This is a genomic window from Streptomyces sp. NPDC002911 (assembly GCF_053591835.1).
In genome coordinates, this window is record NZ_JBSFUO010000004.1 from 1 (window position 1) to 18,234 (window position 18,234).

Annotated in this window: 26 protein-coding genes and 1 pseudogene; 3 read left to right on the top strand and 24 right to left on the bottom strand. The window is 67.7% G+C overall.

Annotated features, from left to right (window positions below; all coding sequences use genetic code 11):
• Nucleotides 1–156 precede the first annotated feature (156 nt).
• From ACWD04_RS07755 to rpsJ, 23 genes are all read right to left on the bottom strand, one after another.
• Nucleotides 157–816, bottom strand: a complete 660-nt coding sequence (locus tag ACWD04_RS07755; protein WP_451129256.1) for an adenylate kinase — start codon at nucleotides 814–816, stop codon at nucleotides 157–159.
• Nucleotides 816–2,135, bottom strand: a complete 1,320-nt coding sequence (gene secY, locus ACWD04_RS07760; RefSeq protein ID WP_389203103.1) for a preprotein translocase subunit SecY — start codon at nucleotides 2,133–2,135, stop codon at nucleotides 816–818. The genes ACWD04_RS07755 and secY overlap by 1 nt, the downstream gene beginning before the upstream one ends.
• 224 nt (nucleotides 2,136–2,359) lie before the next feature.
• Complete coding sequence (rplO, locus tag ACWD04_RS07765; RefSeq protein WP_014047794.1) at nucleotides 2,360–2,815, bottom strand: 50S ribosomal protein L15; 456 nt, start codon at nucleotides 2,813–2,815, stop codon at nucleotides 2,360–2,362.
• A gap of 1 nt (nucleotide 2,816) precedes the next feature.
• The gene (gene rpmD / locus ACWD04_RS07770) at nucleotides 2,817–2,999 is read right to left on the bottom strand and encodes a 50S ribosomal protein L30 (RefSeq protein WP_006126892.1); all 183 of its coding nucleotides are present in this window, start codon (nucleotides 2,997–2,999) and stop codon (nucleotides 2,817–2,819) included.
• A complete protein-coding gene (gene rpsE / locus ACWD04_RS07775) occupies nucleotides 2,999–3,601 on the bottom strand; it encodes a 30S ribosomal protein S5 (RefSeq protein WP_014047793.1) in 603 nt (200 codons plus the stop codon). Before rpsE ends, rpmD begins: the two co-directional genes overlap by 1 nt.
• A gap of 47 nt (nucleotides 3,602–3,648) precedes the next feature.
• Nucleotides 3,649–4,032 (bottom strand): 50S ribosomal protein L18, encoded by a 384-nt coding sequence (gene rplR, locus ACWD04_RS07780; protein WP_033297607.1) that lies wholly within the window; start codon nucleotides 4,030–4,032, stop codon nucleotides 3,649–3,651.
• Between the two features lie 3 nt (nucleotides 4,033–4,035).
• Nucleotides 4,036–4,575 carry a 50S ribosomal protein L6 gene (gene rplF, locus ACWD04_RS07785; RefSeq protein ID WP_147959075.1) on the bottom strand — a complete coding sequence of 180 codons (540 nt, stop codon included), beginning with the start codon at nucleotides 4,573–4,575 and terminating at the stop codon, nucleotides 4,036–4,038.
• A 21-nt stretch (nucleotides 4,576–4,596) separates the two neighbouring features.
• Nucleotides 4,597–4,995, bottom strand: coding sequence for a 30S ribosomal protein S8 (rpsH, locus tag ACWD04_RS07790; protein ID WP_014154584.1), 399 nt, complete (start codon nucleotides 4,993–4,995; stop codon nucleotides 4,597–4,599).
• 222 nt (nucleotides 4,996–5,217) lie between these two features.
• Nucleotides 5,218–5,403 (bottom strand): type Z 30S ribosomal protein S14, encoded by a 186-nt coding sequence (locus ACWD04_RS07795; protein WP_003948630.1) that lies wholly within the window; start codon nucleotides 5,401–5,403, stop codon nucleotides 5,218–5,220.
• Nucleotides 5,404–5,405: 2 nt separating this feature from the next.
• A complete protein-coding gene (gene rplE, locus ACWD04_RS07800; protein ID WP_451129261.1) occupies nucleotides 5,406–5,963 on the bottom strand; it encodes a 50S ribosomal protein L5 in 558 nt (185 codons plus the stop codon).
• The gene (rplX, locus tag ACWD04_RS07805; protein ID WP_014047788.1) at nucleotides 5,963–6,286 is read right to left on the bottom strand and encodes a 50S ribosomal protein L24; all 324 of its coding nucleotides are present in this window, start codon (nucleotides 6,284–6,286) and stop codon (nucleotides 5,963–5,965) included. The genes rplE and rplX overlap by 1 nt, the downstream gene beginning before the upstream one ends.
• Nucleotides 6,287–6,288: 2 nt before the next feature.
• A complete protein-coding gene (gene rplN, locus ACWD04_RS07810; RefSeq protein ID WP_003974257.1) occupies nucleotides 6,289–6,657 on the bottom strand; it encodes a 50S ribosomal protein L14 in 369 nt (122 codons plus the stop codon).
• Between the two features lie 101 nt (nucleotides 6,658–6,758).
• Nucleotides 6,759–7,067: a 30S ribosomal protein S17 gene (rpsQ, locus tag ACWD04_RS07815; protein ID WP_451129263.1), complete on the bottom strand. Its 309-nt coding sequence runs from the start codon at nucleotides 7,065–7,067 to the stop codon at nucleotides 6,759–6,761.
• Nucleotides 7,067–7,291 carry a 50S ribosomal protein L29 gene (gene rpmC, locus ACWD04_RS07820; protein ID WP_073718386.1) on the bottom strand — a complete coding sequence of 75 codons (225 nt, stop codon included), beginning with the start codon at nucleotides 7,289–7,291 and terminating at the stop codon, nucleotides 7,067–7,069. The genes rpsQ and rpmC overlap by 1 nt, the downstream gene beginning before the upstream one ends.
• Nucleotides 7,291–7,710 carry a 50S ribosomal protein L16 gene (gene rplP / locus ACWD04_RS07825; protein ID WP_014154587.1) on the bottom strand — a complete coding sequence of 140 codons (420 nt, stop codon included), beginning with the start codon at nucleotides 7,708–7,710 and terminating at the stop codon, nucleotides 7,291–7,293. The genes rpmC and rplP overlap by 1 nt, the downstream gene beginning before the upstream one ends.
• Before the next feature lie 5 nt (nucleotides 7,711–7,715).
• Nucleotides 7,716–8,552, bottom strand: coding sequence for a 30S ribosomal protein S3 (gene rpsC, locus ACWD04_RS07830; protein ID WP_014047784.1), 837 nt, complete (start codon nucleotides 8,550–8,552; stop codon nucleotides 7,716–7,718).
• The gene (gene rplV, locus ACWD04_RS07835; RefSeq protein WP_073733141.1) at nucleotides 8,552–8,899 is read right to left on the bottom strand and encodes a 50S ribosomal protein L22; all 348 of its coding nucleotides are present in this window, start codon (nucleotides 8,897–8,899) and stop codon (nucleotides 8,552–8,554) included. The genes rpsC and rplV overlap by 1 nt, the downstream gene beginning before the upstream one ends.
• 42 nt (nucleotides 8,900–8,941) lie before the next feature.
• Entirely contained in the window at nucleotides 8,942–9,223 is a 282-nt protein-coding gene (gene rpsS, locus ACWD04_RS07840; protein ID WP_015610726.1) for a 30S ribosomal protein S19, read from the bottom strand.
• A 12-nt stretch (nucleotides 9,224–9,235) separates the two neighbouring features.
• Complete coding sequence (gene rplB, locus ACWD04_RS07845; RefSeq protein WP_147959073.1) at nucleotides 9,236–10,072, bottom strand: 50S ribosomal protein L2; 837 nt, start codon at nucleotides 10,070–10,072, stop codon at nucleotides 9,236–9,238.
• 50 nt (nucleotides 10,073–10,122) lie between these two features.
• Nucleotides 10,123–10,461 (bottom strand): 50S ribosomal protein L23, encoded by a 339-nt coding sequence (gene rplW, locus ACWD04_RS07850; RefSeq protein ID WP_031096361.1) that lies wholly within the window; start codon nucleotides 10,459–10,461, stop codon nucleotides 10,123–10,125.
• The gene (rplD, locus tag ACWD04_RS07855) at nucleotides 10,461–11,111 is read right to left on the bottom strand and encodes a 50S ribosomal protein L4 (protein WP_451129269.1); all 651 of its coding nucleotides are present in this window, start codon (nucleotides 11,109–11,111) and stop codon (nucleotides 10,461–10,463) included. The genes rplW and rplD overlap by 1 nt, the downstream gene beginning before the upstream one ends.
• Before the next feature lie 4 nt (nucleotides 11,112–11,115).
• The gene (gene rplC / locus ACWD04_RS07860; protein WP_014047781.1) at nucleotides 11,116–11,760 is read right to left on the bottom strand and encodes a 50S ribosomal protein L3; all 645 of its coding nucleotides are present in this window, start codon (nucleotides 11,758–11,760) and stop codon (nucleotides 11,116–11,118) included.
• A gap of 13 nt (nucleotides 11,761–11,773) precedes the next feature.
• On the bottom strand, nucleotides 11,774–12,082 hold the full coding sequence (gene rpsJ / locus ACWD04_RS07865) for a 30S ribosomal protein S10 (RefSeq protein ID WP_003948644.1): 309 nt from the start codon (nucleotides 12,080–12,082) through the stop codon (nucleotides 11,774–11,776).
• Nucleotides 12,083–12,722: 640 nt separating this feature from the next.
• On the opposite strand from rpsJ, the pseudogene ACWD04_RS07870 reads away from it, so the two are divergent.
• Nucleotides 12,723–12,913: pseudogene (locus ACWD04_RS07870) on the top strand (alpha/beta hydrolase); the annotation flags it as partial.
• Nucleotides 12,914–13,291: 378 nt separating this feature from the next.
• Here ACWD04_RS07870 and ACWD04_RS07875 read toward each other — a convergent pair.
• On the bottom strand, nucleotides 13,292–14,476 hold the full coding sequence (locus tag ACWD04_RS07875; protein ID WP_451129973.1) for a hypothetical protein: 1,185 nt from the start codon (nucleotides 14,474–14,476) through the stop codon (nucleotides 13,292–13,294).
• Nucleotides 14,477–14,944: 468 nt separating this feature from the next.
• On the opposite strand from ACWD04_RS07875, the gene ACWD04_RS07880 reads away from it, so the two are divergent.
• On the top strand, nucleotides 14,945–15,877 hold the full coding sequence (locus ACWD04_RS07880) for a nitroreductase/quinone reductase family protein (protein ID WP_451129273.1): 933 nt from the start codon (nucleotides 14,945–14,947) through the stop codon (nucleotides 15,875–15,877).
• Between the two features lie 185 nt (nucleotides 15,878–16,062).
• On the top strand, nucleotides 16,063–18,162 hold the full coding sequence (locus tag ACWD04_RS07885; protein WP_451129276.1) for a PIG-L family deacetylase: 2,100 nt from the start codon (nucleotides 16,063–16,065) through the stop codon (nucleotides 18,160–18,162).
• The last annotated feature ends 72 nt before the right edge of the window (nucleotides 18,163–18,234 follow it).

Here is an 18,234-nt window from a genome sequence, read left to right on the forward strand (position 1 = left end):
TCCGTTTTTTGGGGGGGTTTTTTTTTCCCCCCCCGGGGGGGCCTTTTTGCGGGGGGGGGGGGGGGGGCGGGCCCCCCCCCCCCCCCCCCCCCCACACCCCCCCCCCCCCCCCCCCGGGGCCCCCCCCCCCGACTGCAGTGATGAGACGGGGAGAGGTCAGCCCTCGTCGGACTTGTCGAGGGCCTCCATGGCCCGGTCGGTCACGTCGATGACCTTGCCGAGCGCGGAGATCGTCACGACCAGGCCCTGGGACCGGTAGTAGTCGATGATCGGCTCCGTCTGCGTGTGGTACACCTCGAGGCGGGTACGAACCGTCTCCTCGGTGTCGTCGTCACGCTGGTACAGCTCGCCGCCACAGGCGTCGCAGACGCCCTCCGCCTTCGGCGCGTTGTACGTCACGTGGAAGACATGCGCGCTGTCGTTACGGCAGATACGGCGGCCGGCGATGCGCTTGACCACCTCGTCCTCGGGGACCTCGAGGTCAAGAACCGCGTCGAGCTTGACGCCCTCGCTGAGGAGCATCTCGTCGAGCGCCGCGGCCTGCCCCACATTGCGGGGGAAGCCGTCCAGCAGGAAGCCGTTCTCGGCGTCCGGCTGGGACATGCGGTCCTTGGCCATCGCGATGGTGACTTCGTCCGGCACCAGCTGTCCCGCGTCCATGTAGGCGCGGGCCTGCTTGCCAAGGTCGGTGCCCTGGCTGATGTTGGCGCGGAAGAGGTCGCCCGTGGAGATGTGCGGAATCGAAAGATTCCTTGCAAGGAACGCGGCCTGCGTTCCCTTGCCGGCACCGGGCGGCCCGACGAGGACGATTCGCATCAGCGGAGGAACCCTTCGTAATTGCGCTGCTGGAGCTGACTCTCGATCTGCTTCACGGTCTCCAGACCCACACCCACGATGATCAGGATGCTCGTCCCGCCGAACGGGAAGTTCTGGTTAGCGCCACCGAAGCCTGCCAACGCCATCGTCGGCACCAGAGCGATCAGACCCAGGTACAGCGAGCCCGGCCAAGTGATCCGGTTGAGCACGTAGCTCAGATACTCGGCAGTAGGTCGACCTGCCCGGATACCCGGGATGAAGCCACCATACTTCTTCATGTTGTCGGCGACTTCCTCGGGGTTGAACGAGATCGCCACATAGAAGAATGCGAAGAACACGATCAACAGGAAGTACGTCGCGATGTAGTACGGGTGGTCGCCCTTGACGAAGTGGTCCTGAATCCAGGTCGCCCAGCCCGCGGTGGAGTTGGAGAACTGAACGATCAGAGCAGGAATGTAGAGCAGTGAAGAAGCGAAGATGACGGGAATCACACCCGCCTGGTTCACCTTCAGCGGGATGTAGGTGGACGTACCACCGTAGGACCGGCGCCCGATCATCCGCTTCGCGTACTGCACGGGAACCCGGCGCTGGGCCTGCTCGACGAAGACGACAAGGGCGACCATCACGAAGCCGATGAGGATGACCGTGATGAACTCGATCCAGCCGTCGGCCAGCTTGCCGCTCTCCTTGATGGCCCACAGGGCACCGGGGAAGCTGGCGGCGATCGAGATGAACATCAGGATCGACATGCCGTTGCCGATGCCGCGGTCGGTGATGAGCTCACCGAGCCACATGACGGCGGCGGTGCCGGCGGTCATGGTGATCACCATGACGATGGTCGTGAAGATCGACTGATTCGGGACGATCTGGTCGGCGACCGGGCAGCCGCTGAACAGCGCCCCGCTGCGGGCGGTTGCCACCAGGCCGGTGCCCTGAAGGATGGCGAGCGCCACGGTCAGATAACGCGTGTACTGCGTGATCTTGGCCGTGCCCGACTGTCCCTCCTTCTTCAGGGCTTCGAGTCGGGGGATGACGACGGTCAGCAGCTGAAGAATGATGCTGGCCGTGATGTACGGCATGATTCCGAGCGCGAAGATCGTGATCTGCAGCAGTGCACCACCGCTGAACATGTTCACCAGACCGAAGAGGCTGTTGTTGCCCTTGCTTGCCTGATCAACACAAATCTGGACGTTCTCGTAGCTCACCCCCGGTACGGGAATGTGCGCACCGAGACGGTAGAGCACGATGATGCCGAGCGTGAAGAGCAGCTTCTTGCGCAGGTCGGGCGTCTTGAACGCCCGGGCGAACGCGGTGAGCACGGTGCCTCCTGCGACCCCCGCGCAAAAGCGTGAGGTGACGGTCTTGAGGATCGACGATTAGGTAACAGCCAAAGGACCCCGGGCTCTTGCCCGGGTCTTACCACAGCAACAGTGCACGCCACCTTACCGGCGTACATGCCCCCCTAGGAACGACCAACCGGGGATGCCCCAAATGAGAGGCATCCCCGGTCGGGTGTTCAGGCCATCGCCCTGTCCGAGTTGTCTCAGACGAGTTCGGTGACGGTGCCGCCCGCAGCGGCAATCTTCTCCTTGGCGGAGCCGGAGACGGCGTCAACCGAAACCTGCAGCGCCACGGAGATCTCGCCCTGTCCGAGGACCTTGACGAGGTGGTTGTTACGCACAGCGCCCTTGGCGACCAGGTCGGCCACCGTGACCTCTCCACCCTCGGGGTAGAGCGTCGCGAGCTTGTCCAGGTTCACGACCTGGTACTCCGTGCGGAACGGGTTCTTGAAGCCCTTGAGCTTCGGGAGACGCATGTGGAGGGGCATCTGCCCACCCTCGAAGCGCTCCGGAACCTGGTAACGAGCCTTCGTACCCTTGGTACCACGGCCTGCGGTCTTACCCTTGGACGCCTCACCACGACCCACACGGGTCTTGGCGGTCTTGGCGCCCGGGGCAGGCCGGAGGTTGTGGGCCTTCAGCGGGCTGTTCTCCGCCATATCAGTCAACCTCCTCAACCGTCACGAGGTGGCGGACGGTCTGAACCATTCCGCGGAACTCGGGGCGGTCCTCCTTGACAACCGAGTCGTTCAGGCGCTTGAGCCCGAGCGACCGCAGGGTGTCACGGTGGTTCTGCTTGCTGCCGATGTACGACTTCGTCTGCGTGATCTTGAGGCGAGCCATTACGCACCCGCTCCCGCACGCGCACGGAGCAGAGCCGCGGGGGCGACGTCCTCGAGGGGCAGACCACGGCGAGCCGCGATCTCCTCGGGACGCTGCAGGCCCTGAAGGGCCGCCACGGTCGCGTGCACGATGTTGATCGGGTTCGAAGAACCGAGCGACTTCGACAGGATGTCGTGAACGCCGGCGCACTCCAGAACGGCGCGCACCGGGCCACCCGCGATCACACCGGTACCGGGGGAAGCAGGCTTGAGCAGGACGACGCCCGCAGCCTTCTCGCCCTGGATCGGGTGAGGGATGGTGCCCTGGATACGCGGGACCTTGAAGAAGCTCTTCTTGGCTTCCTCGACGCCCTTGGCGATGGCCGCGGGAACTTCCTTGGCCTTGCCGTATCCGACACCGACGGTGCCGTCACCATCGCCCACCACGACCAGCGCGGTGAAGCTGAAGCGACGACCACCCTTCACTACCTTGGCGACGCGGTTGATCGCGACGACGCGCTCGACGTACGCGGTCTTCTCGGCGGCTGCGCCACCGTCACGGCCCTTCCGGTCCCGCCGCTCGCCGCCACCGGCACCGCTTCCGCGGCGCTGGGGTCCAGCCATTGGATTTACCTCTCTCTGTTACGTCCGCTGTGCGTTGGAACCGGGGCTTAGAACTTCAGCCCGGCTTCACGGGCGGCGTCAGCCAGAGCGGCAATCCGCCCGGCGTACTGGTTACCACCGCGGTCAAACACGACGGCCTCGACGCCTGCAGCCTTGGCACGCTCGGCGACCAGGGCGCCGACCTGCTTGGCCTGGGCGCTCTTGTCACCCTCCGCACCACGGATCGACGTGTCCAGGGTCGACGCGGACGCGAGCGTGTGGCCCGCGATGTCGTCGATGACCTGGGCGACGATGTGGCGGTTGGAACGCGTCACAACCAGGCGCGGCCGCTCCGGCGAACCGGAGATGTGCTTGCGCACGCGGATGTGGCGGCGCTTGAGGGCGGCACGCTTGTACGCGTCGCCCTTGGCGATCTTTACACCGTATGCCATGGCTTACTTACCCGCCTTTCCGACCTTGCGGCGGATAACCTCGCCGGCGTACTTGACGCCCTTGGCCTTGTACGGGTCAGGCTTCCGCAGCTTGCGGATCTTCGCCGAGACCTCGCCGACCTTCTGCTTGTCGATGCCCTCGACACTGAACTTCGTGGGCGACTCGACCTTGAAGGTGATGCCCTCGGGGGCCTCGATGAGGATCGGGTGGCTGTAGCCCAGGGCGAACTCCAGGTTGGAGCCCTTCGCCTGGACGCGGTAACCGACACCGCTGATCTCGAGCGCCTTGCTGTATCCCGCGGTCACGCCGGTGATCATGTTCGCCACCAGCGTGCGGGACAGGCCGTGAAGGGCCTTGTTCTGACGCTCGTCGTTCGGGCGGACGACGTTGAGCACGCCGTCCTCACCCTTGGTGACCTCGATCGGCGCGGCGACGGTGTGCGAGAGGGAACCCTTGGGGCCCTTCACCGCGACCGTGCGGCCATCGATGGTGACGTCCACACCGGCGGGAACCTGGATGGGGAGCTTGCCGATTCGCGACATGAGCTGTTCCTCCGTTCCCGACTACCAGACGTAGGCGAGGACTTCCCCACCTACGCCCTTCTTGCTGGCCTGCTGGCCGGTCAGGAGACCGTGGGACGTGGAGATGATCGCCACGCCCAGGCCGCCGAGAACCTTCGGCAGATTGGTGGACTTTGCGTATACACGCAGACCCGGCTTCGAAATGCGCTTGATGCCGGCAATCGAACGCTCGCGGTTCGGCCCGAACTTCAGCTCGAGAACGAGGCTCTTACCGACCTCGGCGTCCTCGACCTTCCAGCCGGTGATGAAGCCCTCCTGCTGGAGGATCTCCGCGATGTGCGACTTGATCTTGCTGTGCGGCATTGCGACATCGTCGTGATACGCCGAGTTCGCGTTACGCAGACGCGTGAGCATGTCTGCGATGGGATCAGTCATGGTCATGAGTTGGCCTTCGGCCTCTCTCGCCGGGGTTTCCTGTATGCGCCATCCCTCTCCCCACTCAGTGGCGGGACGGGTGCGGTGCGGGGACCTACGGCGTAGTAAGTCGGTCAGGGCGGCAGGCGCCCAACCCTTCAAGCCTACGGCATGAAAAGCGGGGCTCCTGCCGACCAGATACTTACCGAGAGCTTCTGGTACTCCCAACGCCCGGGGGGCGAAGGAGAATTACCAGGAGCTCTTGGTCACGCCCGGCAGCTCGCCACGGTGAGCCATCTCACGAAGGCACACGCGGCACAGGCCGAACTTGCGGTAGACGGAGTGGGGCCGGCCGCAGCGCTGGCAGCGGGTGTACCCGCGCACGCCGAACTTCGGCTTACGGGCGGCCTTAGCGATCAGAGCCTTCTTCGCCACGGTCAGTTCTCCTTGAACGGGAAGCCGAGGTGACGAAGCAGGGCACGACCCTCGTCGTCGTTGGTCGCCGTGGTGACCACGGTGATGTCCATGCCCCGGACCCGGTCGATCTTGTCCTGGTCGATCTCGTGGAACATGACCTGCTCCGTGAGACCGAAGGTGTAGTTGCCACGGCCGTCGAACTGCTTCGGCGACAGGCCACGGAAGTCACGGATACGCGGAAGCGCGAGCGACAGCGTACGGTCCAGGAACTCCCACATGCGGTCACCACGGAGGGTGACGTGGCAGCCGATCGGCTGCCCCTCGCGCAGCTTGAACTGCGCGATCGACTTGCGGGCCTTCGTGACGGCCGGCTTCTGGCCCGTGATCGTGGTGAGGTCCCTGACGGCACCGTCGATCAGCTTGGAGTCGCGGGCGGCGTCGCCCACACCCATGTTGACCACGATCTTGACCAGACCGGGAACCTGCATGATGTTCTCGTACGAGAACTCCTCACGCAGCTTGCCGGCGATTTCCTCGCGGTAGCGCGTCTTGAGACGCGGCGCAGTGGTGGTCGTCATCAGATGTCCTCACCGGTCCGCTTGGCAACGCGGATCTTCTTGCCCTCGTCGTCAAAGCGGTAGCCGACGCGGGTGACGACCTTGTTGCCGTCCTTCTCCACGACCAGCTGAACATTGCTGACGTGAATCGGGGCCTCGGTGGTGACAATGCCACCCGTCTGCGAACCGCGAGCCGTCTGACCGGCCTTGGTGTGCTTCTTGACCCGGTTGACACCCTCGACGAGGACGCGGTCCTGAGCGGGGAAGGCAACGATGACCTTGCCCTGCTTGCCCTTGTCCTTACCGGTGATGACCTGAACCAGGTCGCCCTTCTTGATCTTCATGCTTACAGCACCTCCGGCGCGAGCGAGATGATCTTCATGAACTTCTTCTCGCGCAGCTCACGGCCCACCGGGCCGAAGATACGGGTGCCGCGGGGGTCGCCGTCGTTCTTGAGAATGACAGCGGCGTTCTCGTCGAAGCGGATGTACGAGCCATCCGGGCGACGACGCTCCTTGACGGTGCGAACGATGACGGCCTTGACGACGTCACCCTTCTTCACGTTGCCACCGGGGATCGCGTCCTTGACGGTGGCGACGATGACGTCACCGATACCCGCGTAGCGGCGACCCGAGCCACCGAGAACACGGATGGTGAGAATTTCCTTCGCACCCGTGTTGTCGGCGACGCGCAGTCGCGACTCCTGCTGGATCACGTCTATCTCCTGATCGTCTGCCGGTTCCCGGCAGGGGCTCCGTTACCGGAAGCCCCTGCCGAGCCTGGCGGAACTGGCCTGAGGGGAGACCCCCTCAGGGATTACTTGGCCTTCTCGAGGATCTCGACGATGCGCCAGCGCTTCGTCGCAGACAGCGGACGCGTCTCCATGATGATGACGCGGTCGCCGACGCCTGCAGCGTTCTGCTCGTCGTGGGCCTTGAGCTTGTTCGTACGGCGGATGACCTTGCCGTACAGCGCGTGCTTGACGCGGTCCTCGACAGCGACGACGACGGTCTTGTCCATCTTGTCGCTGACGACCAGACCCTCACGGGTCTTACGGAAGCCGCGGTCGCCCACGGCGGAGCCGCTCTTGTCTGCAGTGGTCTCAGTCACAGTCTTCTCGCTCATCAGACGCTCTCCACCGTCTCGATGCCCAGCTCGCGCTCGCGCATCAGGGTGTAGATCCGGGCGATGTCCTTACGGACGGACTTGAGCCGACCGTGGTTCTCGAGCTGCCCCGTCGCCGCCTGGAAGCGGAGATTGAACAGCTCTTCCTTGGCCTCGCGGAGCTTGTCGAGAAGCTCCTCGCCGCCCAGCTCGCGCAGCTCGGACGCCTTGGTACCGGCCGACATCACGACTCACCTGCCTCGCGCCGAACGATCCGGCACTTCATCGGAAGCTTGTGAGCAGCGCGGGTGAGCGCCTCACGAGCAATCTTCTCGTTCGGGTAGGACAGCTCGAACATCACCCGACCGGGCTTGACGTTCGCGATCCACCACTCGGGAGAACCCTTACCGGAACCCATGCGGGTCTCGGCAGGCTTCTTCGTCAGGGGGCGGTCCGGGTAGATGTTGATCCAGACCTTGCCGCCACGCTTGATGTGGCGGGTCATCGCGATACGAGCTGCCTCGATCTGGCGGTTCGTCACGTACGCCGGGGACAGCGCCTGGATGCCGTACTCGCCGAACGCAACCTGCGTGCCACCCTTGGACATACCGCTGCGCTTCGGGTGGTGCTGCTTGCGGTGCTTGACCCTACGGGGGATCAGCATTTCGGTCAGGCCTCCGTTCCGGTGCTCTCAGCCGGAGCAGCGGCGGCGGGAGCGTCGGCCTTGGGGGCCTCCGCTGCCGGCGCGGACTGCTGCGGCTTGCGGCCGCGACCGCCACGCTCGCCACCACGGCCACCACGGCCGGCCGGGCGGTCAGCGCCGCCACGAGCCGGACGGTTGCCGGCGCGAGCCGCTGCGTTCTCGGCGCGGACCTCGGCGATGTTCTTGACGTCGCCCTTGTAGATCCAGACCTTCACACCGATGCGGCCGAAGGTCGTCTTGGCCTCGAAGAAGCCGTAGTCGACGTTCGCACGGAGCGTGTGCAGGGGCACGCGGCCCTCGCGGTAGAACTCCGAGCGGGACATCTCGGCGCCGCCGAGGCGGCCACCGCACTGGATCTTGATGCCCTTGGCGCCCGCCTTCATCGTGCTCTGCATGCTCTTACGCATGGCACGACGGAAGGAGACACGGGAGGAGAGCTGCTCGGCGACGGCCTGGGCCACCAGCTGAGCGTCCACCTCGGGGTTCTTGACCTCGAGGATGTTCAGCTGGACCTGCTTGCCGGTCAGCTTCTCCAGCTCGCCACGGATGCGGTCGGCCTCGGCGCCGCGGCGGCCGATGACGATGCCCGGGCGGGCGGTGTGGATGTCAACGCGGACGCGGTCGCGGGTGCGCTCGATCTCAACCTTCGAGATGCCGGCCCGCTCCATGCCCTTCGTCATCATGCGACGAATGGCAACGTCTTCCTTGACGTAGTCCTTGTACAGCTTGTCGGCGTACCAACGGGACTTGAAGTCCGTGGTAATGCCGAGCCGGAACCCGTGCGGGTTTACCTTCTGGCCCATTACCGGGTTCCTTCCTTGCTGCTGACGACCACGGTGATGTGGCTGGTCCGCTTACGGATCCGGTAGGCACGGCCCTGAGCACGCGGACGGAACCGCTTCAGGGTCGGGCCCTCGTCCACGAACGCCTCGCTGATGACCAGCGAAGAGGCGTCAGGGTGGTCGTAGTTGTGTGCAGCGTTGGCGATGGCGCTGTCAAGCACCTTGCCAACCGGCACGCTCGCGGCCTGCGGGGCGAAACGCAGGACCGCCTGAGCCTCCGTGGCATCCATGCCACGAATGAGGTCCACCACGCGGCGGGCCTTCATGGGCGTGACGCGGATGTACCGCGCCTGGGCCCTGGCTTCCATGGTTGTCCCTTCGGTGTGAGTCATAGTCGTTTCCACCCCGCGCTAGCGGCGCTTCGACTTCCGGTCGTCCTTGACGTGGCCGCGGAAGGTGCGAGTCGGCGAGAACTCGCCGAGCTTGTGGCCGACCATCGACTCGGTGACGAACACCGGGACATGGATCTTGCCGTTGTGCACCGCGATGGTGTGACCCAGCATGGCCGGGATGATCATCGAGCGACGGGACCAGGTCTTGATGACGTTCTTGGTGCCTGCTTCGTTCTGTACGTCCACCTTCTTGACGAGGTGGCCGTCGACGAAGGGCCCCTTCTTGAGACTGCGCGGCATCTAAACCCGCTCCTAGCGCTTCTTGTTCGTCTTGCGGCGGCGGACGATGTACTTGCTCGATGCCTTCTTCGGCGAGCGAGTACGACCCTCCTTCTGACCCCACGGCGAGACCGGGTGACGTCCACCGGAGGTCTTGCCTTCACCACCACCGTGCGGGTGGTCAACCGGGTTCATCGCGACACCGCGGACGGTCGGGCGGACGCCCTTCCAGCGCATGCGGCCGGCCTTGCCCCAGTTGATGTTCGACTGCTCGGCGTTGCCGACCTCACCGATCGTGGCGCGGCAGCGGGCGTCGACCAGCCGGATCTCACCGGAAGGCATACGAAGGTGGGCCATCGTGCCCTCCTTCGCCAGCAGCTGCACGGAGGCACCCGCGGAGCGGGCGAACTTCGCGCCGCCGCCGGGGCGGATCTCGATGGCGTGGATGGTCGTACCGACCGGGATGTTGCGCAGCGCCAGGTTGTTGCCCGGCTTGATGTCGGCGCCCGGACCGTTCTCGACGCGGTCACCCTGCGACAGACCACGGGGAGCGACGATGTAACGCTTCTCGCCGTCCGCGTAGTGCAGCAGCGCGATGCGCGCGGTGCGGTTCGGGTCGTACTCGATGTGCGCGACCTTGGCCGGCACGCCGTCCTTGTCGTGACGACGGAAGTCGATCACGCGGTAGGCGCGCTTGTGGCCACCACCCTGGTGGCGAACGGTCACACGACCGGCGTTGTTACGGCCGCCCTTGCTGTGCAGCGGGCGGACCAGCGACTTCTCCGGCGTGGACCGCGTGATCTCGACAAAGTCGGCGACGCTGGAGCCACGACGGCCCGGGGTCGTCGGCTTGTACTTGCGGATACCCATTGTCTCTCAGTCCTCGGAAGAATTCCGGATCCTGGACGTCTCGACCTCCGTCAGGAGGTCGGGCCGCCGAAGATGTCGATACGGTCGCCCTCGGCGAGGGTCACGATGGCGCGCTTCGTGTCGGCGCGCTTGCCGAAACCGGTCTTGGTGCGCTTGCGCTTACCCTGCCGGTTGATCGTGTTGACCCCGGTGACCTTGACCGAGAAGACCGCTTCCACGGCCTGCTTGATCTGGGTCTTGTTGGAGCCGGGCGCGACGATGAACGTGTACTTGTTCTCGTCGAGCAGCGCGTAGCTCTTCTCGGACACGACCGGCTTGACGAGCACGTCGCGCGGGTCCGAGTAGGTCTTGCTCGTGATGGTCGAGCTGGTGACGGTCGCCTCACTCATCAGGCGGCGCTCCCTTCGGTCTCAGCGGTCTGGGGGCCAGACACGAAGGACTCGAAAGCGGCCTGGGTGAAGACCACGTCGTCAGAGACGATCACGTCGTACGTGTTCAGCTGGCCCGGCTCCAGGATGTGCACCTGGGGCAGGTTGCGCGCGGACAGCCACGCGGCCTCGTCGGCGCGGTCGACGACCAGGAGCAGGTTGCTGCGCTCCGAGATCTTGCCGAGCAGCGTCTTGGCGGCCTTCGTGGAAACTCCACCCTCGACCACGCCGGTGACGACGTGGATGCGGGAGTGACGCGCCCGGTCCGAGAGGGCACCGCGCAGGGCGGCGGCCTTCATCTTCTTCGGGGTGCGCTGCGAGTAGTCGCGCGGCTGCGGGCCGTGGACGACGCCACCGCCTACGAACTGCGGCGCGCGGGTCGAACCCTGGCGCGCGCGGCCGGTGCCCTTCTGGCGGTAAGGCTTGCGGCCACCACCACGGACTTCGCCGCGACGCTTGGTCTTGTGCGTGCCCTGACGGGCAGCTGCCAGCTGTGCGACAACGACCTGGTGGATCAGCGGAACGCTGGTCTTCGCGTCGAAGATCTCCGCGGGGAGCTCGACGGTACCGGCCTTGTCGCCTGCCGGCGAAAGGATGTCAATGGTGCTCATTACCTCAAGCCCCCTTGGCCGCGGTACGGACCAGGACGAGGCCGCCGTTCGGACCGGGGACTGCGCCCTTGATGAGCAGCAGACCCTTCTCCGCGTCAACCGCGTGGATGGTCAGGTTCTGGGTGGTGACGCGCTCGTTACCCATCCGACCGGCCATGCGCATGCCCTTGAAGACACGCCCAGGGGTGGCACAGCCACCGATCGAACCGGGGGAACGGTGCTTGCGCTGGACGCCGTGGCCGGCGCCGAGGCCCTTGAAGTTGTGACGCTTCATGACACCGGCGAAGCCCTTGCCCTTGCTCTTGCCCGTGACGTCAACCTTGACGCCGGACTCGAACACCTCGGCAGTGACCTCCTGGCCCAGCGTGTACTCGCTGGCGTCAGGGGTGCGGAGCTCCACCAGGTGGCGGCGCGGGGTCACGTCGGCCTTGGCGAAGTGGCCCTTGAGGGGCTTGTTCACCTTGCGCGGGTCGATCTCGCCGAAGGCGATCTGGACCGACTCGTAGCCGTCGCTGTCGTTGGTGCGGACCTGGGTGACGACACAGGGCCCGGCCTTGACGACGGTCACCGGGACAACCCGGTTGTTCTCGTCCCAGACCTGGGTCATGCCGAGCTTCTCGCCCAGGACGCCCTTAATGTTCTTAGCCATCTCGCGCGTCACCTCAGAGCTTGATCTCGATGTCGACGCCCGCCGGCAGGTCGAGGCGCATGAGCGAGTCAACCGTCTTCGGCGTGGGGTCGAGGATGTCGATGAGGCGCTTGTGCGTGCGCATCTCGAAGTGCTCGCGCGAGTCCTTGTACTTGTGCGGCGACTTGATGACGCAGTACACGTTCTTCTCAGTGGGCAGCGGCACCGGGCCCGCGACCGACGCACCAGTTCGCGTCACCGTCTCGACGATCTTCTTCGCCGAGGAATCGATGACCTCGTGGTCGTAGGCCTTGAGCCGGATGCGGATCTTCTGTCCCGCCATGGCTACTAGTAGTCCTGTCTCTCATAACGCTCTGGAACCCGGGAGTTCTCGTAACTCCGCCTCCGACCCACGCGGTCGGGCGTGTCGCATCCCCTCTACGAAGATCTCCCGAAGGATTTCCCAACCAAGGGGGTGCGGGCCGAAACCGCGCTACCGGGGGCGAAACCCCACCGGGTGCCTGGTCAGGGCCCCACTGACGCTTCCCGAAAGATTCCCGTACGTCCGACCCTGGGGGTCGACGAGTACTGTGGGACTCGCTTCCGGTCCTCCCGGCGGGAGGCGCGCAGCATTGACACTCAACCGAGCAACCTGGCTAGTGTGCCACACGGCTCGGGGGCCTGGCCAATCGGGTCCGGGATCTTACCCCCTGCGGGGGACCGGTCAAACGGGGGCACGCTTCGAGGCCTCTCGCATCCGCCCGCGGACCCGCTTGCCCGGCGCGTCAGCCGCGGGTGACGTTCTCGGTCAGCAGCCGCAGCAGGTGCTTGGCGGTGGCGTCCTGTTCGGGTGTCAGACCCATCACGTCGCCGATGGCGAGAGGCACCGCGCGAGCATCACCAGGTACTGCGGGCAGGTCGGACCCGGCTCGTCCAGCAGCAGGCGATAGCACGCCGAGGCGGCCCTGCAGCTGGAGCCGCCCATCACCGGCGAGGCCGATGTCCTGCGCGACGAGGGCGAGACCTACGCGGCCAGGCTCCGCGAGGCGGGGGGTGCCGGTGGCCGCGGTCCACTACCCGGGCGCCATCCACGACTTCGTGATGCTCAACGCTCTGCGCGAGACCCATGCAGGCCGCCAACGCCCAGGCCGTCGCCACCCTGCGCACGGCACTCGCCACCGCCTCAGGCGCCGAGCCTGCGGGTGACCGCACGAACGTACGACGCATCACCGGGCCGAGTGGGCCTGTCGCCTCCGGCATACGCCAGAGGCGATCGGGCGCCGGCGTCCGCACCATGGTCAACTCACCGCACGAGGCGATGCACCGGATCTTCCGGGAAGATCCGGGCATCTTCACCAGAAGGCCGAGCGAAAAGCCTGCTCCGGATGCTCGAAATACGCGGGTCGACATCCCCGACGAGGCCCGCGAGAAGATCACCGGCTGTGTTGGCACAGAGCTTCTGGAGCAGTGGTTCAGCCGTGCCTTCGTCGCCACCTCCGCCGAGGAGATCTTCGCCGACGAGTGACTACGACGCCGGAGGCGCGGACCCGGCTCAAGTGCGTGTGACCGTGCCGCAGGACCCGTCCGGCTGCCACTCCCTGCGGTCGTACGGGTCCACGTCAGGCCCGGTGGGACTCGGCTCCGGCATATCGCTCGGGAACGTCGGATGCAGGAAGCCGTCGTTCACCTCGCAGGAGGTGTTGCCGAAGTTCTGCTCGGAACTGACGATGGAGAGCTTGCCACGCGTCGCCACGAACCGCTCCGGGTCGTGGAGCGCCGTCGTCAGTCTGCGCCGCACGATCGTGCGCGCCACCTCGTCCCCGTCCGGCTTCACCAGCGGGTAGACGAAGGTGTAGTCGGCGTGCACCTCCACGGAGCCGGCGGCACCCGCCTCGAAAGTGATCCGCCCACGGGCCTTGACGACGTCCCCCACCAGCCGTGCCTCGTCCGGATCGAACCGGCTGAACAGCATCAGGGGGTCCTGTTCCTCACCGGGCTGTGCCAGTGACCGCTCAAGTCGCTCCCGCTCCCCCTTCTGCAGCGGATCAATCAGCTCCAGAGCCCCGACGGGCTTCTCCCCTCGCAGGGTCGCCGGGTCGAGGTTGGCGGCGATGAGCAGCTGCCGGGTCGCCCTCAGCGCCTGGTCGACCTGGGCCTTGCTCATTCCTCCGGCCGCCTCGGCCTCAGGGACCTCGATCCCCTCCGCCCCGTCCGCCCAGCGGGCCGCAGGCGAGCCCCGGAACGGCTCCTCGCGCGTGGGCCGGTCCAGTGCGGACCCAGCGGCGGGTGCGTCGGTCGGCGGCGCCGTCTCCGCCGGCAGCGGCGCGGCGTCGTCGCCCGGGAGGTGGTCGGTCAGCAGGCTCGGCCGCATGGCGACCACGAGGGCAGCCACGACCACGGCCATCCCCAGGATCGCGGCAAGGCGGCGCCGCTTCTGTCGCCGCCCGCTGCGCTCCTGCCAAGCGGGCCCGGTACGCCAGCCTGCCGGCTGCCACGGTTCGGCCGGCTTGCTCTTCCCGCCCCAGCGCCGCCTGCCGCCCTGGGCACGTGCGGCGTCCTCGTCCAGTGCGCGCAGCCGGTCGGTGACCATACGGGCACGGGCCGAGGGTTCCTTCGGAGCTCCGCCGACTCCGTTCTCCGCCTGCCGGACGAACTCGGACCACTGTTCGTCGGTAGGGGAACCTGAGCCCCCGGGCTGTTCCGGACGGTCTTCCGACGGTGTGCCGTTCCTGCTCACTGCGCTGCCCACTCCCCCACGATGCCGTTCACCGCCAGTCCATGTCGGGGCGCTCCAGCATGCAAGGGCCCGGGGCGATCTGTGACGCTCATGTGATCGTTCCATGGCGACGGACCACCGAATTCGGGCCGACAAGCGCCCGTACAGCGCCTGTTGTACGGGCGGGACGTCCCGGTTGACAGGTGGCGGACGGATCCATGTAATGAAGGCGGTGTCGCGTGGCGCCGGCCACAGAGCAGTGGGCCGGCCGGCGATCGGGCGAACACCCTTCAGTCAGGGGATCCGCCATGAGTTCGTACTCCGCGCCCTGTACATGACGTAGCGCAGCCGCACGTCGCCCCCCTCGCGCCGACGGCACAGCCTCGCGCCCCGGGACCGTGCGGCCACTCCGCCCTGCGTACGTCATCCCTGGCCATCGCCCGCAGTCACTGCGGCGCGCGCCCGTATCTTCCGGAGACACACAGCCGTATGCCCACGTCTTTCAATGAATCGGTCATCGAGGAGTTCCGCGCCAACAAGGGGAAGGTAGGCGGCCCCTTCGAAGGCGGCAACCTGCTCCTGCTGACGACCACCGGCGCCAGGTCCGGGGCCGAGCGGACCACCCCCCTCGGGTACGTCCGCCACGGCGAGGCCCTCCTGCTCGTCGGGTCCAACCTCGGCGGCCCGAGCCACCCCGACTGGTACCACAACCTGCTCGCCAACCCCGTGGTGCGGGTGGAGGTCGGCACCCGCACCTTCCAAGCCCTCGCGGTCCCCGCAGAGGGGGCCAGGCGGGAGGAGCTGTTCGCGCATGCCGTGCGGGAGGCCCCCGGGTACGGCGACTACCAGGCCCGGACCACCCGCACCCTGCCGGTCGTGGTGCTGGAGCGCGCCGAGCCCGACGGGTGGGACGCTCCCCGCGACGTCGTCACCCTCGCCGACAAGCTCATGGAGGTCCACACCTGGCTGCGCGGCCAGCTACGCCAAGTGAAGGCGGAGGTCGACGCCCACTTCGCCGTACGCGCGGCGCACCAGGGCCCCGGAGAGCCACCCGCGCCCGGTCTCGGCCTGCAGATCCGGCAGCGCTGCCTGGCGTTCTGCCAGGCCCTGGAGTTCCACCACACCAGCGAGGACGACCATCTGTTCCCCGGGATCGCCCGCTACCACCCCCACCTGGCCGACACCTTCGACCGGCTGCGCGACGAACACCGCACCGTCGCACGCATCCAGAGTGAGCTGGTGACCCTGCTGGCCGGCATCGCCATCGCCGACCCGCAGCGCTTCCGCACGGAGCTGGACGCGATGTCGACGGAGCTGAACGCGCACCTCGACTACGAGGAGGAGTCGGTCCTGCCCCTGCTGGCCGAGGTTCCCTGGCCACCGGCTCCCCCCACGCACCAGGCGGAGGACGGCACCGCCTGACCCACGCTCGCGGGTCCGGTCGCCCGTCCGATACGCCGGCGCGGCGCACGGTGCAGGCAACCGGACCTCCCCGGGCCCCGTCTGTCCGTGCGGGACGGCCCGACCAGCCGGCCCCGTCGAGCGACGGGTACGCAGCACGAAGCAGTCGGCCACCCGCTGCGGGGGAAGCGGATGGAGCACACGGCATGACGGATCGGCACCACGCACGCCTGGACGCCCCGGACCCGGTGACCACCGGTACACCCGGACCACCCTCCGCGCCGGCCGGGGTGCGCCGCCGCGCGGTCGTCGCCGCCCTGGCCGCCGGCACCGGCACCGCGGCCCTCGGCGCCTGCTCGGTACCGGCGCCCCGGCGCACGGATCCCGTGCCCGACCCGGCGCCCGGCCAACCCATCAGCACCACGCGCCGAGCCCTGCTGATGCAGATACTCGCCCACCCGGACGACGACCTGTACTTCATGAATCCGGACACCCGGCGTGTCCTCGACGCCGGGACCCCGCTGGTCTGCGTGTACCTCACGGCCGGCGAGGCCGACGGCGTCAACAAGATCCCCGGTGCGCCCCGCCCGGCACCGGACAAGGGTGCGTACTCCTCCGCCCGACACCAGGGGCTACGGCAGGCGTACGCGACCCTGCTCGGGCTGGAGGCCTTCGCACCCTGGGAGATGTCCGTCGCCGAGCTCGACGACGGGCACCGGGCCGAGATCAACACCCTGACCGCCGGGACGCGCAGGGTCGAGCTGATCTTCCTCAACACCGCCATGCACACCGGACGGCACCGGCTGGGACTGCCCAGCCTCTGGCAGGACCGCCGGCTCTCCCTCCGTACGGTCGTCGCCGACGACTCACCGCTGCGGCACGCCGGTTCGTACACGTACGACGAGCTGATCGACGTCCTTGCCGGGCTGCTGGAGCGCTACCGGCCGACCCTCGTGCACACCCTGGACCCCGACCCGGACATCCAGCACAGCACCGAGGCGGTCCGCCGCGCCGACAGTGAGCAGCGCGGCTACTCCGATCACGCGGACCACACCGCCGCGGCCTGCTTCGGATGGGCGGCGATGATCCGGTGGGTGGCCGGTGTCACTGCGGACGGCGGGGACGTACCCGGTTTCGTCACCACCGCGTTCCGCGGGTACTACAACCGTCACTGGCCCAAGAACCTGCCGCCGGGCGTGCTGAGCGAGAAGGCCGCCCCGCTCGTCCCGTACGGGGGCTCACCCGACTGGGAGTGCGGCAATCCGGCGGGGTGCGGGGACTACAACGTGGGCGGCGCCCGGCCGCTGACCAACCGGAAAGGGTGGGTCCGCTCCACCCACCACCGTTACCCGGGCCCCCGTACGGTCCTCGCCACGGGACCGGGCGGGCGGCTCACCGCGTACGCGGTGGTGGGGCTCCGGGTGGTCCGATGGCGGGAGACCGAGGCGGGCGGTGGCGTCTGGGGCGCACCGCGTGACCTCGGAGGCGGGCCGCTGGCACCCGCGCTGGGGGCGGCCACCTCCGGCGACGGGCGCCTGCTGCTCTTCGGCCTGCGGTTCACCGCGCTCGGCGGACACGGCGCGGACAACGAGCGCGAGCTGGTGCTCCTGGAGCAGGCCGCACCGGCCGGGGGCTTCCGCGCCTGGCGAGGCCTGGGGAACCCCTCCCCCGGGCGGGACACGGGGCGGCGCATCGGCGTACCCGTGGCCGTCACGGCTCCGGACGGCCGGGTCCACCTCTTCGTGCGCAACGCCGAGAAGGGGCTCAGCACCCGGGTGCGGGAGGCGGACGGGACCTGGGGCCGGTGGCGGGACATGGGCGGCGGTGAGATCCAGGACGGCCTCAGTGCCGTGGTGGACGGGGCCGGGCGGGTCCACGTCCACGCGGCAGGACATCACGCGGTGCACCACTGGACCCAGGACGCGCCGGGCGTCGCACTCACCGCCCGTGCGCGGATCGACGTCGGGCCCGTACCCGCCGACGCCCTTGCCGCACGGCCGGCGGCCGACGGATCCGTGGACCTGTTCCACCGGGCGGAGGCACGGGCGGCGACGACGGCCGTACGGGGCGGAGCGGCCGCGGACCTCACCGGCTTCGACGGGTACGGAGAGCTGACCGCCGCCGGCCCCGCGCTTCTCGGCCGCACCGCAGAGGGCCTGATACAGCTCCGTACCGGGGACCGGCACTGCGTACGGTCGCAGGGCCCCGTCGCGCTGGACGGGCCCGCACTGCACCTCGGTGCCGACGGCCGCCCGGTGGTGGTGGGGCTGGGGCCGGACGCGCTGCCCTGGAGCTGGCGCTCGTAACTGCGTGCGCACACAGAAGAGGGGCCCCGTCCCACCGCTCGCGCGGCGGGCCGGGGCCCCTCAAGGTGCTCT

What these genes read in the sequence shown, in the direction of transcription:
- rpmC (WP_073718386.1), bottom strand. Translation starts at nt 7,291, where the DNA reads ATGTCGGCCGGTACCAAGGCGTCCGAGCTGCGCGAGCTGGGCGGCGAG.
- rplF (WP_147959075.1), bottom strand. Translation starts at nt 4,575, where the DNA reads ATGTCGCGAATCGGCAAGCTCCCCATCCAGGTTCCCGCCGGTGTGGAC.
- rplV (WP_073733141.1), bottom strand. Translation starts at nt 8,899, where the DNA reads ATGGAAGCCAGGGCCCAGGCGCGGTACATCCGCGTCACGCCCATGAAG.
- rpsS (WP_015610726.1), bottom strand. Translation starts at nt 9,223, where the DNA reads ATGCCGCGCAGTCTCAAGAAGGGGCCCTTCGTCGACGGCCACCTCGTC.
- rplW (WP_031096361.1), bottom strand. Translation starts at nt 10,461, where the DNA reads ATGAGTGAGGCGACCGTCACCAGCTCGACCATCACGAGCAAGACCTAC.
- rplO (WP_014047794.1), bottom strand. Translation starts at nt 2,815, where the DNA reads ATGGCGGAGAACAGCCCGCTGAAGGCCCACAACCTCCGGCCTGCCCCG.
- ACWD04_RS07880 (WP_451129273.1), top strand. Translation starts at nt 14,945, where the DNA reads ATGCCCACGTCTTTCAATGAATCGGTCATCGAGGAGTTCCGCGCCAAC.
- rpsE (WP_014047793.1), bottom strand. Translation starts at nt 3,601, where the DNA reads ATGGCTGGACCCCAGCGCCGCGGAAGCGGTGCCGGTGGCGGCGAGCGG.
- rplP (WP_014154587.1), bottom strand. Translation starts at nt 7,710, where the DNA reads ATGCTGATCCCCCGTAGGGTCAAGCACCGCAAGCAGCACCACCCGAAG.
- ACWD04_RS07755 (WP_451129256.1), bottom strand. Translation starts at nt 816, where the DNA reads ATGCGAATCGTCCTCGTCGGGCCGCCCGGTGCCGGCAAGGGAACGCAG.
- rplB (WP_147959073.1), bottom strand. Translation starts at nt 10,072, where the DNA reads ATGGGTATCCGCAAGTACAAGCCGACGACCCCGGGCCGTCGTGGCTCC.
- rplE (WP_451129261.1), bottom strand. Translation starts at nt 5,963, where the DNA reads ATGACGACCACCACTGCGCCGCGTCTCAAGACGCGCTACCGCGAGGAA.
- rplX (WP_014047788.1), bottom strand. Translation starts at nt 6,286, where the DNA reads ATGAAGATCAAGAAGGGCGACCTGGTTCAGGTCATCACCGGTAAGGAC.
- rplR (WP_033297607.1), bottom strand. Translation starts at nt 4,032, where the DNA reads ATGGCATACGGTGTAAAGATCGCCAAGGGCGACGCGTACAAGCGTGCC.
- rplC (WP_014047781.1), bottom strand. Translation starts at nt 11,760, where the DNA reads ATGGCTAAGAACATTAAGGGCGTCCTGGGCGAGAAGCTCGGCATGACC.
- rpmD (WP_006126892.1), bottom strand. Translation starts at nt 2,999, where the DNA reads ATGGCTCGCCTCAAGATCACGCAGACGAAGTCGTACATCGGCAGCAAG.
- ACWD04_RS07885 (WP_451129276.1), top strand. Translation starts at nt 16,063, where the DNA reads ATGACGGATCGGCACCACGCACGCCTGGACGCCCCGGACCCGGTGACC.
- rpsC (WP_014047784.1), bottom strand. Translation starts at nt 8,552, where the DNA reads ATGGGCCAGAAGGTAAACCCGCACGGGTTCCGGCTCGGCATTACCACG.
- rpsH (WP_014154584.1), bottom strand. Translation starts at nt 4,995, where the DNA reads ATGACCATGACTGATCCCATCGCAGACATGCTCACGCGTCTGCGTAAC.
- rpsJ (WP_003948644.1), bottom strand. Translation starts at nt 12,082, where the DNA reads ATGGCGGGACAGAAGATCCGCATCCGGCTCAAGGCCTACGACCACGAG.
- rpsQ (WP_451129263.1), bottom strand. Translation starts at nt 7,067, where the DNA reads ATGAGCGAGAAGACTGTGACTGAGACCACTGCAGACAAGAGCGGCTCC.
- rplD (WP_451129269.1), bottom strand. Translation starts at nt 11,111, where the DNA reads ATGAGCACCATTGACATCCTTTCGCCGGCAGGCGACAAGGCCGGTACC.